Annotated in this window: 17 protein-coding genes; 4 read left to right on the forward strand and 13 right to left on the reverse strand. The window is 59.7% G+C overall.

Annotated elements, in window-relative coordinates; translation table 11 throughout:
• Positions 1 to 6: 6 nt before the first annotated feature.
• The 5 genes from AC3IUE_RS17205 to AC3IUE_RS17225 are packed head-to-tail and all read right to left on the reverse strand — an operon-like array spanning position 7 to position 3,855.
• Positions 7 to 837 (reverse strand): DUF2797 domain-containing protein, encoded by an 831-nt coding sequence (locus AC3IUE_RS17205; RefSeq protein WP_046048829.1) that lies wholly within the window; start codon positions 835 to 837, stop codon positions 7 to 9.
• Positions 834 to 1,094, reverse strand: a complete 261-nt coding sequence (locus AC3IUE_RS17210; RefSeq protein WP_008152127.1) for a YeaC family protein — start codon at positions 1,092 to 1,094, stop codon at positions 834 to 836. The genes AC3IUE_RS17205 and AC3IUE_RS17210 overlap by 4 nt, the downstream gene beginning before the upstream one ends.
• 33 nt (positions 1,095 to 1,127) lie before the next feature.
• Complete coding sequence (locus tag AC3IUE_RS17215; protein WP_489263051.1) at positions 1,128 to 1,997, reverse strand: rhomboid family intramembrane serine protease; 870 nt, start codon at positions 1,995 to 1,997, stop codon at positions 1,128 to 1,130.
• Positions 1,994 to 2,968: a metallophosphoesterase gene (locus AC3IUE_RS17220; RefSeq protein WP_409201471.1), complete on the reverse strand. Its 975-nt coding sequence runs from the start codon at positions 2,966 to 2,968 to the stop codon at positions 1,994 to 1,996. Before AC3IUE_RS17220 ends, AC3IUE_RS17215 begins: the two co-directional genes overlap by 4 nt.
• Positions 2,965 to 3,855, reverse strand: coding sequence for an NAD(+) kinase (locus AC3IUE_RS17225; RefSeq protein ID WP_007906781.1), 891 nt, complete (start codon positions 3,853 to 3,855; stop codon positions 2,965 to 2,967). Before AC3IUE_RS17225 ends, AC3IUE_RS17220 begins: the two co-directional genes overlap by 4 nt.
• A gap of 107 nt (positions 3,856 to 3,962) precedes the next feature.
• Here AC3IUE_RS17225 and AC3IUE_RS17230 point away from each other — a divergent pair, with 107 nt between their 5' ends.
• Complete coding sequence (locus AC3IUE_RS17230; RefSeq protein WP_489263052.1) at positions 3,963 to 4,913, forward strand: DUF1853 family protein; 951 nt, start codon at positions 3,963 to 3,965, stop codon at positions 4,911 to 4,913.
• Positions 4,914 to 5,026: 113 nt separating this feature from the next.
• On the opposite strand, the gene AC3IUE_RS17235 is transcribed toward AC3IUE_RS17230, so the two are convergent.
• Together AC3IUE_RS17235 and AC3IUE_RS17240 are read right to left on the reverse strand one after the other, a co-directional pair.
• On the reverse strand, positions 5,027 to 6,310 hold the full coding sequence (locus AC3IUE_RS17235; protein WP_489263053.1) for an arsenic transporter: 1,284 nt from the start codon (positions 6,308 to 6,310) through the stop codon (positions 5,027 to 5,029).
• Positions 6,311 to 6,572: 262 nt separating this feature from the next.
• Positions 6,573 to 7,676 carry a DUF2855 family protein gene (locus AC3IUE_RS17240; protein WP_489263054.1) on the reverse strand — a complete coding sequence of 368 codons (1,104 nt, stop codon included), beginning with the start codon at positions 7,674 to 7,676 and terminating at the stop codon, positions 6,573 to 6,575.
• Positions 7,677 to 7,731: 55 nt separating this feature from the next.
• Here AC3IUE_RS17240 and AC3IUE_RS17245 point away from each other — a divergent pair, with 55 nt between their 5' ends.
• The gene (locus tag AC3IUE_RS17245) at positions 7,732 to 8,385 is read left to right on the forward strand and encodes a TetR/AcrR family transcriptional regulator (protein WP_489263056.1); all 654 of its coding nucleotides are present in this window, start codon (positions 7,732 to 7,734) and stop codon (positions 8,383 to 8,385) included.
• Positions 8,386 to 8,510: 125 nt separating this feature from the next.
• Here AC3IUE_RS17245 and AC3IUE_RS17250 read toward each other — a convergent pair whose 3' ends face one another.
• Positions 8,511 to 9,071 (reverse strand): NADPH-dependent FMN reductase, encoded by a 561-nt coding sequence (locus AC3IUE_RS17250; protein ID WP_489263057.1) that lies wholly within the window; start codon positions 9,069 to 9,071, stop codon positions 8,511 to 8,513.
• Positions 9,072 to 9,247: 176 nt separating this feature from the next.
• On the opposite strand from AC3IUE_RS17250, the gene AC3IUE_RS17255 reads away from it, so the two are divergent.
• Both AC3IUE_RS17255 and AC3IUE_RS17260 read left to right on the forward strand, forming a co-directional pair.
• Positions 9,248 to 9,508 (forward strand): hypothetical protein, encoded by a 261-nt coding sequence (locus tag AC3IUE_RS17255; protein WP_046048837.1) that lies wholly within the window; start codon positions 9,248 to 9,250, stop codon positions 9,506 to 9,508.
• A gap of 88 nt (positions 9,509 to 9,596) precedes the next feature.
• Positions 9,597 to 10,490, forward strand: coding sequence for a LysR family transcriptional regulator (locus AC3IUE_RS17260; RefSeq protein ID WP_489263058.1), 894 nt, complete (start codon positions 9,597 to 9,599; stop codon positions 10,488 to 10,490).
• On the opposite strand, the gene AC3IUE_RS17265 is transcribed toward AC3IUE_RS17260, so the two are convergent.
• The 5 genes from AC3IUE_RS17265 to AC3IUE_RS17285 all read right to left on the reverse strand — a co-directional run bounded on the left by AC3IUE_RS17265 (position 10,456) and on the right by AC3IUE_RS17285 (position 15,743).
• Positions 10,456 to 11,070, reverse strand: a complete 615-nt coding sequence (locus AC3IUE_RS17265; protein ID WP_056741791.1) for a GNAT family N-acetyltransferase — start codon at positions 11,068 to 11,070, stop codon at positions 10,456 to 10,458. The two genes, AC3IUE_RS17260 and AC3IUE_RS17265, sit on opposite strands and share 35 nt — an antisense overlap.
• A 14-nt stretch (positions 11,071 to 11,084) precedes the next feature.
• Positions 11,085 to 13,340: an Orn/Lys/Arg family decarboxylase gene (locus AC3IUE_RS17270; RefSeq protein ID WP_489263059.1), complete on the reverse strand. Its 2,256-nt coding sequence runs from the start codon at positions 13,338 to 13,340 to the stop codon at positions 11,085 to 11,087.
• 126 nt (positions 13,341 to 13,466) lie between these two features.
• A complete protein-coding gene (gene dnaQ / locus AC3IUE_RS17275) occupies positions 13,467 to 14,225 on the reverse strand; it encodes a DNA polymerase III subunit epsilon (RefSeq protein WP_489263060.1) in 759 nt (252 codons plus the stop codon).
• A gap of 214 nt (positions 14,226 to 14,439) precedes the next feature.
• The gene (gene rnhA, locus AC3IUE_RS17280) at positions 14,440 to 14,892 is read right to left on the reverse strand and encodes a ribonuclease HI (protein WP_008152099.1); all 453 of its coding nucleotides are present in this window, start codon (positions 14,890 to 14,892) and stop codon (positions 14,440 to 14,442) included.
• 92 nt (positions 14,893 to 14,984) lie between these two features.
• Entirely contained in the window at positions 14,985 to 15,743 is a 759-nt protein-coding gene (locus AC3IUE_RS17285) for a methyltransferase domain-containing protein (protein WP_008152097.1), read from the reverse strand.
• Positions 15,744 to 15,798 lie beyond the last annotated feature (55 nt).

Consider the following 15,798-nt stretch of genomic DNA (forward strand, 5'->3'; position numbering starts at 1 on the left):
GAGTCCTTACTGATGCACGGCGAGCTGGTAGGCCGTGTATTTACGAATATTGATTACGCCGGTGTCGAAAATCAGGTACTGGCCCTTGATTCCCAACAGCGTGCCTTCGGCGATCGGATTCTTGTCCAGGTTGAAGCTGACGATTTTGGCCGGGTATTGCTCGACCGGATAGCGGATTTCGAGCGTTTCTACATCGGCAATAGTCTGGATCGCCTGTAGGCCGAATCGTTCCTGCAAACTTTGCAATCCTTCGGCGCAACTGTCGAACAGCTGATCACGAACCTGCGCCAGGTCGACCGACACCGCGTCGCCCTTAAGTAATGCACGCCAGTTGGTCTTGTCCGCCACCTGACTGCGGAACAGGTCTTCGACGAAGCCCGACTGCTGACGGGTCGAAACCCGCATGATTGGCAAGGCCTGACGGGCGCCCTGATCGATCCAGCGGGTCGGCAGCTGAGTGGCGCGGGTAATCCCGACCTTCACCCCCGACGAATTGGACAGATACACAATGTGATCGGTCATGCAGAACTTCTCGCCCCACTCCGGCTCACGGCAGGTGCCAGCGTCGTAGTGGCAACGCTCCGGGCTCATGATGCAGATGTCGCACTGGGCCAGTTTGGTCATGCATGGGTAGCAGTAACCCTGGCTGAAACTGGTTTTGGTCTTGCGTCCGCAATGGGTGCAGTGAATCGCTCCCAGGTATTCCAGGCGCACCGTGGTCCCGATCAATGGATTGACCGGCACCTCGACGTCGTCCAGACGAAACGCGTACTGCACGTTCGGCCCGTCAAGGCGCGCCGACATTTTGCTGATTGCACCACGGCCAAGCTCGATCAATGGACGGCATCCGATTTGAACAGGATGTTTGGCACTTCGATCGACTTGGAGCCGCACTCCTGCACGCCCATGTAACCAGTGCGCTGGTCTTCGGGCAGGTTCTGGATTTCCCAGGCGATCATCGCTTGCAGCGACAGTTCGCGTTGTTCGGCGGTGAGTTTGCCACCGTCGGACCATTTACCGATTTCCACCGCCAGTTTCAGGCTCTGGTAGATATCAGGGGTGATGTTGTTGATCATTTCGTTAAAAGAGGACATCAAGGGCTCCGCGCTCTTTAATACATAACTGTTTTAGGCGGCCAGTTTACGGCGGTTGTACAAACCACCCAACAAGCCGGTCAAGCATCCGACGAGCAACCCGCCGACGTGCGCCGCATTGGCAATTTCACCGAAGCCGATCATCGAGACCAGCCCGGACAGACACAGCAGCAGCCACACCAGCATCATCACCAGCACGCCGCGCGGCAGGCTATAAGCACGGTTCGGCGAAATCAGCTGGAAAATCCAGCAATGCCCAAGTAGACCGTAGAGCACGCCGGACAACCCGCCGAACAGGGTCGGGCCACTGAAATAATACTGGGCGTAGTTAGACACCAGACTGAAGAGCAAGGTCAGACCAATCAGGTTGATACTGCCCTGGCGCGACTCGATGCGTCGTCCCAGTTCCCAATACCACATGCCGTTCATGGCCAGGTGCAGGATGCCGAAGTGGATCAGCATCGGTGTCACCAGACGCCACCATTGCCCCGCCGCCAGACTGTCGGCCAATGGCACGAAGTGGATGTACTCGCCGACAACGCGAAAATCGAGGAAGGTCAGCCAGCGCATCGTGTCGAGGTTTTCGCCCAGCAGCGTCACCGCGCCGACAAGCAGGCTCAGCAGCAACACGAACGCTGTCGCCTTGGCGTGGCGCAGTTGCTCGACGAAACTTGGGCGCTTTATGGTTTGCGCCACCGGAATATCCAGCTGTTGATCGGGATCACCGGCCGGGAAGCGTTCGTACAACGAGCGCACGTCTTCGCTGATGTTGGCCGGCACCCATAGCACCTGCTCTCCCGCCTCTTCGCTGACCCGATGCGGCACCTGCATGCGTTGCAGCAGTTTGACGAACCCGCTCAAGTCCACCGCCAGCGGCAGCCGTAAAACAGCAACGGCACTCATCGCAGCACCTCCGGCCGCTCGACATCGACCCAGACAAATTTATGCGGGTCGAGGCGGGTTTCCTGGTCCAGACGGTAGGCGACCAGTTTGCCGTAGAGCACGGCGCTGTAATCCAGGCAGGCCAGGTTCGGCCGGATCGGCACCGGTTTGCCGCTGCGCCAGTAATGGCCCACGAACAACAATGGCTCATCGACGCCATAGCGCAGCAAGGTGTTTTTTTCAGTGGACGACAGCGGCGTCCGGGCCACGGGTTCGGGCAAGGCGTCGGGCTGGAACACAATGTCTCCGTAGGTTTGCGGGTCGTCTTCCCAGAATTTGGTGCGGAAGAACGAACGCGTCAGGCCATCGCCGCTGGTCATGGTCAGCCCATGAGGCAAGCGCATGTCGGTGCCACGCAACAGGCGGTCGAACACGGTGCAGGCGAAACTGCCCGGCACGGCCGAGGCCTGGAGGAAGTGCTCGTCGACGCAACCGTTGGGGAATAGCGCGCGCAATGGTTCGATCAGCCCCGCGTCCCAGCAGGCATGCACCACGCGGAAACGCCCGGCATCGACGAACAATGGCATCTCATAGAACCATTGCAGGAAGTCATGCCAGTCAGCCGGATGGTCTTCGAACTGGGTCAGGGTTTCGTTCAGCAAACGGGCATGGCGCGGGGTGTGTTCACGCACGAACTGCTTGCCGCTGCCCGGAGGCGCCGGCGTGCTCCAGCCGAGGGCGTTGAATTCATGGTTACCCATGATGCACAGCGCCTGACCCGCTTCGACCATGTCGTGAACGATGTGCAGCGCTTCGCGAATCCGCGGGCCGCGGTCGATGATGTCGCCGACGAACACCGCCATGCGCGACGGATGCCGCCAGACGCCACGTTGTTTTTGATAGCCGAGCCGGTCGAGCAAGTGCTCAAGGGTCAGAGCGCAACCGTGCACGTCACCGATCAGGTCGTAGCTACGCGCGGGATCGAGCATCAGTCGCCTCCACCACCCAACTTGCTGCCCCAGCCGAGTTTGGTCCGGCAGACTTCATAATAGTTGTGGTCGAGCGGGTGAATCAGCCGCAGCTTCTGGGCCTTCTTGCTGATGGTGATGGTGTCACCCGGCGCGCAGGTGAAATGATTCTGCCCGTCACAGGAGACTTGCGGGTAAATCTGCATATCTTTGGACACGACGATTTTCAGCTCACTGTTGCCATCGACCACAATCGGCCTGCCCGACAAGGTATGGGGGTACATCGGCACAATCACAATAGCGTCGAGCTTGGGATGCATGATCGGCCCGCCCGCCGACAGCGCGTAGGCAGTCGAACCGGTCGGCGTGGCGACGATCAGGCCGTCGGCCTTCTGGCTGCAGACGAACTGGCCGTCGATGTACAACTCGAACTCGATCATCCGCGTCGATTTGCCGGGGTGCAGCACCACATCGTTCAGCGCGTCGCCCTGACCAATGGCCTCGGCGTGACGACGAACTTCGGCTTGCAGCAGGAAGCGGTTTTCCACCAGATAGTGGCCGTCGAGCACTTCGGCGACTTTGACTTCCAGCTCATCAGGGCGAATATCGGTCAGAAAGCCGAGGCTGCCACGGTTGATGCCGAGCACCGGAATATTGTGTCGGGCCAGTGCGCGGGCGGCGCCGAGCAGGCTGCCGTCACCACCGACCACAATCACCATGTCACATACTTCGCCGAGCATCTTGCGCGACGAGGTTTGCAAGCCATGACCCGGCAAGACTTCGGCAATGGTGTCTTCGAGGATCACGTGCAGGTGACGATCGAGCAGAAACCGTTTCAGTCGGCGAACGGTATCCAGCACCTGAGAACTGCCCAGGCGACCGATGATGCCGATATTACGAAATTGCTCCATGAGGTTCCTGCGCGGCGGCGAAAAACACGATTATGGGCGAAAGCGCGGGATAGACAAAATCCTTTCAGCCACAACGGTGTACTCACGATTGAGGCTATGCTCGCAAGATGATCCTATTTCCCGATTTGCTGCAGTTACCCCACCAGTTGCGCCACCCCGAAGTGCGCGACCTGGCCTGGGTCATCCTCGCGCCGCCGATGCTTGGCGTCACGACGTGGCCGCAGCGTCACCCGCTGACCGGCAGTGACTGGGTACAAGCACCGGAGCGGCTGGAACGGTGGCTACGGCAACTCGATCACGACAGTTATGACTTGCTGCACTGGCTGGCGCAGGCCCGAACCCGGCGATTGGGCTTGTACTACGAACGCCTCTGGCAATACGCCGTGCGGCACGCGCCGGGCATCGACTTGATTGCCGCGAACATGCCGATCCGCCGCGAAGGCCACACGCTGGGCGAGCTGGACATGTTGCTGCGCGATCGTGACGGCGTGCATCATCTGGAACTGGCGATCAAACTTTACCTTGGCCCGCAAAATGGCGACGGACACGACACGGCGCAGTGGCTCGGCCCCGGTTGCCATGATCGGCTGGACCGCAAACTGGCCCATCTGACTCAGCATCAATTGCCGATTTCGGCGCGCCCGGAGAGCCGTGAAGTATTGGCGGCGCTGGATATCCAGCAGTTCAGTGCGCATTTGTGGCTGGGCGGCTATTTGTTGTATCCGTGGCCGGGACCGGCCGAGCCACCGATTGGCGCACATCCCCAGCATTTACGCGGTAGCTGGCTGCACCAGAAGGACTGGGCAGACTTTGTCGTGCAACGACCGTTCGGTCGCTGGCAACCCCTGCCCCGCCATGCCTGGCTGGCACCGGCGCACTATCCGGTGGAACAAACCTGGAGCACTGAACAGCTGAATGCCTGGCTCAGCGATCTGGAGCCACTGGCCCCGGCGCAGTTGCTGGTGCGACTCACAGAAAATGCCCAGGGTGACTGGGAAGAAGCCGAGCGGCTGTTTCTGGTGGCGGATCTTTGGCCGAATGTACCTGGCAGTGGCTGAGTTTTGTGGTGACTGCAATGACCCCTTCGCGAGCAGGCTCGCTCCCACATTCAATCTCCTTATGACGAAGATCCCTGTGGGAGCGAGCCTGCTCGCGAAGGAGCCGACGCGGTCTAGATGGACAACCGCACAGCCAACGCCGCCAACGTCACCAACAAAACAGGCACCGTCAGCACAATCCCGACCTTGAAGTAATACCCCCAGCCAATCCGAATGCTCTTGCGCTCCAGCACATGCAACCACAGCAACGTCGCCAGGCTACCGATCGGCGTAATCTTCGGCCCCAGGTCGCTGCCGATGACGTTGGCGTAGATCATCGCCTCCTTCACCACCCCGGTCGCCTGGCTGGCATCGATTGACAGCAAACCGATCAGCACCGTCGGCAGGTTGTTCATCACCGACGACAGCAGCGCCGTCAGCACGCCCGTGCCCATGGCCGCGCCCCACACGCCGTAACCGGCAAAACCATCCAGCCATCCGGCCAGATACCCCGTGAGCCCGGCGTTGCGCAGGCCATACACCACCAGGTACATGCCCAACGAAAAAATCACGATATGCCACGGCGCTTCTTTGATGACTTTTCGGGTGGAAATTTTGTGACCACGGGCGGCAATGGCCAGCAGCAACGCCGCGCACACCGCAGAAATGGCACTGATCGGAATCCCAAGTGGTTCCAGTGCGAAGCAGCCAAGCAGCAGAATCACCAACACGGCCCAACCGGCATAAAACGTGGCTTGGTCGTGGATCGCTGAAGCCGGATGCGCCAGTTGCTCGGGGTCGTAATCCTTGGGAATGTCACGACGGAAAAACCACATCAGCATCGCCAGCGTCGCCGCAACACTTACCAGGTTGACCGGGATCATCACCGCCGCGTAACGATTGAAACTGATGTGGAAGAAGTCCGCGGAAACGATATTCACCAGGTTCGACACCACCAACGGCAGGCTTGCCGTGTCAGCGATGAAACCGGCGCCCATGACGAACGCCAGTGTCGCCGCCGGGGAAAAGCGCAACGCCAGCAGCATGGAAATCACGATGGGCGTGAGAATCAGCGCCGCCCCGTCGTTGGCGAACAACGCCGACACCAACGCACCGAGCAGCACCATGTAAGCAAACAGCTTGCGTCCGCTGCCCCGTCCCCAACGGGCCACATGCAACGCCGCCCAGGCGAAGAACCCCGCCTCGTCCAGCAGCAGACTGATGACAATCAGCGCGACAAAAGTCCCGGTGGCGTTCCAGATAATCTGCCACACCAGCGGGATGTCGCTGAGGTGTACGACTCCGAAAATCAGCGCAAGCACCGCGCCGAATACCGCACTCCAGCCAACGCCAAGGCCTTTTGGCTGCCAGATCACCAAGGTGATGGTCAGCAGGAAAATCAACGATGCGGTCAACATGCAGTGCAGCCTTGTCGGAAAAACAAACCGCGATTCAGCCGCAACACACGAGCGGAGTAAAGCCCAAACTTGCTCCCCTACTCCTAAACGCACCGGACTCGATGTAGCAGCTGCCGAGCCCGCGAGGCTGCGTTCGGCGACGAAGTCGTCGTAAACCCTGCGAACGCGGTGTTCCTGGGACACCGCAGTGCCTGACTTCACGACGACTGCGTCGCCGAACGCAGCCTCGCGGGCTCGGCAGCTGCTACCACAGATCAATGTGCTATAGCCGAATCACATGCCCCTCGATCGGTGCGATCTGGCCGTGGAACAGCCGGGCAATCACGCTCTGCGCGGCTTCATAGCCTTTGTCCTCGACCACTTCCAGCAAAGGTTTATCAGCCGCGGTCAACTGTCGGTAAAAACGCTGCAAGCCCTCACCAATATGCTGACTGACCCCTTCTGGGCCCCACTCGGTATTGCGCTTGCGGATCTGGATCGGCGCAAAAAAGAACACCGGTTGCGGCCCTTCAATGGCCGTCAATCTAGCCTCATCGGTGCTTTGCGCAGAACCGGCGAAGCAGCTGTAAATCAACTGCCCGGCAAAATGCTGGTGCACCTGATCTCGCAAATCCAGGTCGCCGGAAAAATCCACATACAACGTAGGGCGGTCATTGGCCAGGCTCGCCAGTTCTGCGTAGGTCACCGTTCGCTCGTAACAACCGAGTTTCTCGACAAACGCCTTGTTGCCGGGCGAGGTCAGCGCCACCCTCTCCAGGTCAGGGTGATTTTCCAGGCAGACCGCCGTGCCATAGGCGGTTTTGCTCGAAGCACTGGAGAACACCAGCCGGGTTGCGCCGAAAAACTGGTTGTCCTGGAGGAAGTCCGCGAGCATCGACGACGTCAGGAACAACGGCTTGAGTAAAATCTGCAGGTTTTCGGTTTCTGGGCTGTAGTACGAATCCCAGCTGCAACGGGTGTATTGGTTGTAAGCCGACGTCAGTGCCTGCCGATGCTCGGCGCCATCATAGAAACCACGCTCAGTGACCCGTTCCGGGCGCATCCACAGATGGCTGGCAATCGGAAAATACCCGTAGAAGCGCTCCCCGACCTTGATGCCCGCCACATCAGACGCCACGACATCGGCAAAACCCCAAGCCGGGATGTGACCCCATTCCGCCAGCCCTGTCGGGAAGAACCCCCAGTAATTCATCGAATCGCCATACGCGGCATAGGTAATGTTGTTGGTGGTCAACGCGCACCGGTCGATCTTCAATATCACCTCTCCGGCAGCCGGAATCAGGCTACGTTGCTCCTGCTCGATTCGACTCTGGTCGAGGGCGTTTTTGCGGGTGATCAGGCGTGTTACCGTGCTCGGACTTTGCATCTTTCAGATTCCTGCTGCGAGTGAATGGCGGGTAGCACCAGAGTAATGGCAGCCGATGAAGAGCGGGTTCGGAAACACCAAGGGCATCGCGCCCACCCTCAATCCCCGCGCAAAGCCGCTGAAACGGCCGAGTCAGGCCCGGGCGATTTTCACCGTAGAGGCAATTTACGAAGCGTTTGTTCGGATTTGGCAACGTGACGGCTGGTCGGGGTTGACCACGCGCGCGGTCGCATTGGAAGCAGGCGTTGCCATCGGCACGCTGTACGACTACTTCCCGAGCAAGGAAGCCTTGTTGTCAGGTTACGTCCGACATTGCCTGGAGCAGCTGTTGCAGCAGGTGGATGAACAAGTCGTACAGCCCACGGATCTGGATTGGCAGACCCGGACCAACCGTCTGATACGCCTGACCTGTGACCCGGTCGAGGCCAGGCAACCGTTGTTCGACTATGAACTGATGACCCTCGAACACCAGATCGCCGAACCCAAACACCATCGGCGAGTGTTCCAGGAGCTGTCGCAGAAGTGGCGCGAAGCCTTCGCAGCCTGTACCGATTTGCCCGTATGCCCTTCAGAAACAACCATTGATGCCTGGCTAATCACGGCTTGGGGCGGTCGCCGTTATTGCGTCACCGCACAACCTGCGGCGGCGCAAACCGCCGCATGGCTGTTGGAGATCGAATCGATGATCTGTGGCCGACTGGCCAGGTAATCCATGTGGGAGCGAGCTTGCTCGCGATGAGGCCATGTCAGTCAACATCATTGTTGAATGCAAGACCGCTATCGCGAGCAAGCTCGCTCCCACAGGGTACGCACCTGGACCACCGGCATTTGGGGTTACGCTTTCTTGTGTTGTTCGACCCAAAGACCATAGGCATTGATGAATTTTTGCAAAAACGGTTTGAGCGACTCGGACAGGTTACCCGCCTCGTCGAACGCTGAACCAGCGCCGCTCAAGTAGGCTTCCGGTTGCTGCATGCACGGCACATCCAGAAACACCATGGACTGGCGCAGGTGATGGTTGGCGCCAAAACCGCCGATAGCGCCCGGCGAAGCACTGATCACCGCTCCAGGTTTTCCGCTCCAGGCACTCTTGCCATAGGGACGCGAACCCACATCGATCGCGTTCTTCATCGGCGCAGGCACCGAACGGTTGTATTCGGGGGTCACGAACAGCACCGCGTCGGATGAGCTCACTTGTTGCCGGAAAGTGCTGTAGGCTGCCGGCGGTGAAGCACCATCGATGTCCTCGTTGTAGAGCGGCAGATCGCCGATTTCGACGATAACCAGTTTGAGATTGGCAGGCGCCAGGTCGGCCAGGGCCAGCGCCACCTTGCGATTGATCGATTCCTTTCTCAAGCTGCCGACCAGTACAGCGATCGTATAGACGTTGCTCATGGAAGATTCTCGACTGTCCGATGGAAAGAGTTAGTAGTTATAGATGACGATTCAAGCAGTGGGCGACTGAAAAACGCCGCCCCTGACTATTTTTTTCCTGTAGGAAAACTTACCTCGCCCAACCACGGTCTACAGAGCCGCAAATTGAGTGATTTATCCCCAGAGGTTCTAAGCAGATGGCAGCAGTACTCGTCGGTCAGTTCCATGCAAGAGACGCGGAAGGCCGCGTTTATTCCGTGCATGAGTTCCAGGAATCCACCCCGTCGGCAGACGGTCTCACTGGCTCGGTGCCTGTCACCACTTATAAGCTGGCCATTGGCGATCGCGTAAAAAAGCTCGATGACAACCAGTTTTTGCTGGTGCAATCGGACGTCACTATCGTGCGCGAACCCGACACCTATGTCGGCAGCCGGCCGGAAACCAACGTCGCTTCATAACCCCGTGTTATGAGCAGAAGTCATATGCGCGCACTTGAGTTAGGATTCAGCCACTGACTCCCTCACCTGCTGAACATGGACTTCACGCATGCGTTTACGTCATATCGAAGTGATCCAGGCGCTCCTGCAGACCGGTCACCTGGGCACCGCCGCCGAATGGCTGCAGTTGCCTGTGGCCGAAGTCGAAGGGATTCTGCGCGACGCCGAGGATCAGTTGGGTTTCATGCTGTTTTCCAGCGTGCGTGGACGCTTGCAGGCCACGCGCGAGGCGCGGGAGCTGCAGGTTCAGATCGCCCACGTCTATGAAGCGCTCGAGCCGGTTCAGCGGCTGGCCAACAGCCTCAAGCAATATCAGGCTCCGCCCTTGCGGATCGTCTGCACGCCGCCCCTGTCACAGCAGCTATTGCCACAGAGCATTGCCGCCCTGCGCCGACGCCTTCCCGACGCGCCTTGCACCCTTCTGAGCCAACCTACCCGCGAGATCGTCAGAAACCTGCTGCTGCGCGAAAGCGATCTGGGCCTGAGCCTGCATGACCCCGATCACGCCGACATTCATTGTCAGGTGATCGCCCAAGGCAAACTTCAGCTGCTGGCACCCCACGGCTGGTTGCAACCCAAACAAAAGTACATCTCGCTGCAGGACCTGGCCGGCCAATCGATGGTGGGCCTGGAAGGTCATGATCCGCTGAGCCCGGCGCTGGAAAACAAACTGCATGCCCTGCGCCCTGCCCCGGTCATTCAAACCCGGGTACAGACTCACCAGATGATGCGCAGCATGGTCGAGGCCGGCGAAGGTCTGGCCATCGTCGACCCTTTCACCGCCCTCGGGGCCAAATCGGCCGGGCTGGATGCCTGCCCGCTGGCGCCGGCCGTGCCGATCAGCCTTTATGCCTTGACCCTCAAGAACGGCGAGCCATCGCCAGCGGTTCAGGCATTGCTGGGCATCATCACGGAACAAGCCGTGGCGATGTTGGCGAACTAAGCGGGGTTTCCAACGGGTTATCGAACAATCGATACCAGAACAGCGCCACTTCGGCGGTGTTCGGATCGATCCCGCGATAGCGCAGATGATCGATTCCGCCCAAGACGTAACCGCGGCGCTCATAGAGCCGACAGGCCCCCAGGTTGTTGTTCTGGGTTTCAAGCATGATGCCCGGCAGTTTCTTTTTGCGGCTCCAGAACTGCGCCACATCTAGCAACGCCTTGGCCACGCCATGACGGCGCGCCGGCGCATGCACCGCCAACTCGTCGATGTGGGCAAAGCCGTTCCAGTTGGTGCTGACCACCAGGTGACCCACCGGCTCATCATCGAGATAAGCCATGAAAATCGCGCTGTCGGCGGCATCGCGGAAACTGCTGAACTCTTCGGGATCGATGCCGTAGCACTTTCGATAAGGCGTGATCGGCGTCACCGGCCATTGCTCCACCGGTTTGCCGATTTCGGCTGCGCCGTAGGCCGCGACTTCAAAACTGAAATCGCTGCCCCAGATATAGGCCGCAAAACCTTCGTCGGCAACGCGCACCGACAGCCCTGGGTATTTCGGATTCATGATCGGTTGCATACTGGGAAAGGTCCTCATTCCTTGATGCAATCAACGGTGTAATGCCGTCCATTGCCCTCGTCTTCGTGTTGCAATCCGTGCACATCAGCGACAAACCCCGGGAAGCTGCTATCGAACGTGCGCGCAAATGCCAGGTAATCGATGATCGAGCGTGTCGACTCGGTAAAGCGCTCGCCGGGCATGATCAACGGAATCCCCGGCGGGTACGGCACCAGCATCACCGCGGCGATCCGCCCATCCAGAGCATCGATCGACACCGCTTCAACGTCGCCACGCACTAATTGATCATAGGCGTCAGACGGCTTGATGGCGATTTCCGGCAGCACTGTGTACATGCGCTTGAGGTGTTTGGCCGTGGCATTGCTGCGATAGCAGGCGTGCAGTTGATCGCACAGATCGCGCAAACCCATGCCCTGATAGCGCGCGACATTCTCTTGTGCCACGCACGGCAGACAAGTCGCGAGGCTGACATTGGCATCGTAGCTGCGCTTGAACTCCAGCAACTCAGTCAGCAACGTGCTCCATTTACCCTTGGTGATGCCCATGGAGAACAACACCAGGAATGAATACAGCCCGGTCTTTTCAACGACCAGCCCCCGTTCCCAAAGGAATTTGCTGACCACCGCCGCCGGAATCCCGCGCTCGCTGAGGGCGCCGCCTGCCGTCAGGCCCGGCATCACCAACGTGACCTTGATCGGATCAAGCAGCACGTAGTCGTCGGTCACGCCGCCAAAGCCGTGCCAGTCGGCGTCGGGTTGCAGCAGCCAGTCATCGGTAACCACACGGTTGATGCCCTCCACCGACGGCGGCTGCCAGATGGAAAACCACCAATCGTCAGCGGCGATGTGCTGGCGCAAATTGGCCAGCGCCCGGCGAAAGCTCAGCGCTTCGTCAAACATTTCCTGCAACAGCGAACGCCCGGCCGGGCCTTCCATCATGGCCGACGCCACATCCAGCGAAGCGATGATGCTGTACTGCGGCGAGGTAGAGATGTGCATCATGAACGCTTCATTGAAGCGATCCCGATCCAGTTGCCGCGCGCCGCCGTCCTGGACGTGAATCATCGACGCCTGGCTGAACGCCGCCAGCAGTTTGTGGGTGGAATGGGTGGTGAACACCAGCGGGCCGTCGTCACTGCGGGACGTGCCCATGCCGTAACGTCCGGCGAAGAACTCGTGAAACGCCGCGTAGGCGTACCAGGCCTCATCGAAGTGCAAGACCTCGACGCTGTTGCCCAACTGCTGCTTGATCAGCTCAGCGTTGTAGCAGAGGCCGTCGTACGTCGAATTGGTCACCACCGCCAACTTGACCTTGGGCGCCCGGCCCTTGGTCAGCGGGCTGGCGTCGATCTTGGCCTGAATCGATTCGCGGCTGAATTCGCTCAATGGAATCGGGCCGATGATCCCCAGCTCATTGCGCTCCGGGCACAGGTACAGCGGAATGGCGCCGGTCATGATGATCGAGTGCAAAATCGACTTGTGGCAGTTGCGATCCACTAACACCAAGTCATCGCGAGCGACCATCGAATGCCAGACGATTTTGTTGGCGGTCGAGGTGCCATTGATCACGAAGAAGGTGTGATCGGCGCCGAAATTGCGGGCAGCACGGGCCTCGGCTTCTGCCAGCGGACCGGTGTGATCGAGCAAAGAACCGAGTTCCGGCACCGACACCGACAAATCGGAACGCAGGGTATTTTCCCCGAAGAACTGGTGAAACGCCTGACCCACCGGGCTCTTGTGGTACGCCACGCCGCCGCCATGGCCGGGTGTGTGCCAGGAATAATTGGAGTCGGCCGTGTGCTGCACCAGCGCTTTGAAAAACGGCGGCAGCAGACCATCCAGATATTTGCGTGCCGCTCGGGCGACCTGCCTGGCCAGAAAAGGCACGGTGTCTTCGAACAGATAAAGAATCCCGCGCAGCTGATTGAGTTCGGCCATGGCGTCGGCGGGTGCATTCTCCAGGGTCACCTGCTCACCCAGCGCGAAGATCGGTAAGTCGGGCGCACGCACCCGCGCCAGGCCGATCAGCTCGGCCATGTTGTGCAATAGATGAGAGTGAGTACTGGCGTCTTCGGCCGCAATCAACATGCAGGAAAGACCGTGATGGGTCGAGGCGACCAGACGTCCTTCGGTGTAATCCACCGCCGAGACAATGCTGAAGCCTTCCTGCTCCAGCTCCCGGGCGATGCCACGCACGCGATCACCGGCGACGGTGTCGGCCTTGATGTCGCGATGGACGATCAGGACCGGGAATTTCAAATCTTTATACATGAGGCTCAGTGTCCTGAGGCGGCAGACCGTGGTCCGCCAATCACCTCAGGGTAGAGGGTTCGAGCGCATGTGGCGAGTGCGGCGCCCCGAAGCAGGTCGTCGGGCGCACCATTGTGTGGCGAAAAATCAGGCTTGAGCCTTTGCCTCGGCCAGTTGTTGCCAGAGCGATGGGGCGCCGGCGGATTTGGCGATGGTTTCCAGGCGTGCCACGTGTTGGGCCAGGTCATCTTCGCTGGCACGGATAATCCGCGTCGGTTGACGGTCAGCCGGCAGACGACGTATCTCGGTGGCGGAATTGTCCGCACCTTCCCCGGAACCGTTGCCGTCGGAAGCATTACCAGCCAGGGACAGGCTGGTCTGGCCGCCCGTCATGGTCAGGTAAACGTCGGCGAGGATCTCGGAGTCGAGCAAGGCGCCGTGCAGTTCACGACCGGAGTTGTCGACGCCATAGCGTTTGCACAAGGCGTCGAGGCTGTTGCGCTGCCCCGGGTGACGTTCCCGGGCCATCATCAGGGTGTCGAGGATCGAGCAGTGCTGCGTGATGTCCGCACGATCGTTCTGGCCCATCAGGGCGAATTCGTTGTTGATGAAGCCAACGTCGAACGCCGCGTTATGGATGATCAGCTGCGCACCCTTGATGAATTCAAAGAACTCATCGGCCACTTCAGTGAAGCGCGGCTTGCCGACCAAAAATTCGTTGGTGATGCCGTGGACGCCGATGGCGCCTTCGTCACTCTCGCGGTCCGGTTGCAGGTAAACGTGGAAATGCCGGCCCGTCAGGCGCCGACCGATCAACTCGACACAACCGATTTCGATAATCCGGTGGCCGTCGGTCACCGGCATGCCGGTGGTTTCGGTATCGAGTACAACGGATCTGGTGGCCATCAGTGCTCAGCTCTCAACGGGTCATTCGTGCAAAAGCGGCGATCTTAACACGCTCGCCGGGGTCTTTCAGATACACCGTGTTGCACCCATTCGCGAGCAGGCTCGCTCCCACATTGAATTCGGGGGTTCACAGAATTTGTGCTCAACGAAGATCAAATGTGGGAGCGAGCCTGCTCGCGATTGGCCACGACGCGGTGCATCGGTAGAACCGGAATCAAGCCTGCTTGTACCCGCGCACTTCATCCACGCCACGGTTGGCCAATTGGTCGGCGCGTTCGTTGCCGTGATGGCCAATGTGCCCGCGCACCCATTTCCAGGTGACGTTGTGGCGATTGACCTGCTCATCCAGCAACTTCCACAGATCAGCGTTTTTTACCGGTTCTTTCGCGGCGGTTTTCCAGCCGCGCTTCTTCCAGTTGTCCATCCACTCGTTGATGCCTTTCATCACATACTGCGAGTCGGTGACCAGCAGCACGTCGCAGGAGCGTTTGAGTTCTTCAAGGCCGCGGATCGCGCCCATCAGCTCCATGCGGTTGTTGGTGGTGTTGGCTTCGCCGCCCCACAGTTCTTTTTCAATGCCCTTGCACACCAGCAAAGCGCCCCAGCCGCCTGGGCCAGGGTTGCCTTTGCAGGCGCCGTCAGTGAAGAGTTCTACGCTATCGCTCATGCCAATCTATCCAGAAAATGCGGTGGCTCGCCGATCGGTGATCGACGATGCCCGAGGCCGGGGCAAACCCGGCCGGGAAAATAAAAAGTGTATTACGGATCGATGCGGCGACGATTGACCTTGGCCATCGGCAATGGAATCAGCTTGCCCATCGGTTCGCGCCGCTCCTGACGGACGGGCCGTAGGCCCACCACGATCTTGCGCGCCACCAATAAATAGAAGCCGCCACCCGACAGTTGCCAGTCACCGGCCTTACGCTCCCAACCGGCCAGACGAGCCTGCCAGGCGGGTGACGCAAGCGGCGGACGATAGCACCCGAAGCGGCGTTTCTCCAGCGCGAAACCCAGCAGGTTCAGCCAGTCACCGACCCGCGACGGGGAGATGCAGCGAGCTTTACGCAAGGCGTCGTGAGCGAAAACGTGACGCAAGCCCCAGGTGCTCCAGGGGTTGATCCCGACGATCAGCAGATGCCCGCCGGGCCGCACGCTGCTCGCCGCCTCGCGCAGCAAACCGTGGGGCGACAGGCAGAAATCCAGCCCATGCTGCAACACCACCACATCGGCGGCATGCTCGCTCAACGGCCACGCCTGCTCTTCGCAGACGATCTCGACACCCGGCAACGGCGCGCCGAGCCGCACATTGCGCTGGACTTGCGGCGCCGACGGCGGTGTTTGGGCCGACGGGCCGTAATGCACCAGGTAGCCACCGAAGAACCGTCCCAACTCGTCTTCGAGCATGCGACGTTCTTCGTCCAGCAGAAATTGCCCGATGGGGCCGGACAGCCATTCACGGGCCGCGCTGATCAATGTCAGCCATTCAGGATCAGCCTGAGCGAACGCTTTATCGGTCATTGCATTCTCCAACGCGCCAGGAAGTTCTAAGATGCGCCATTGTTTTCCGCTTGGC

It is taken from the genome of Pseudomonas sp. GL_093, assembly GCF_057837605.1.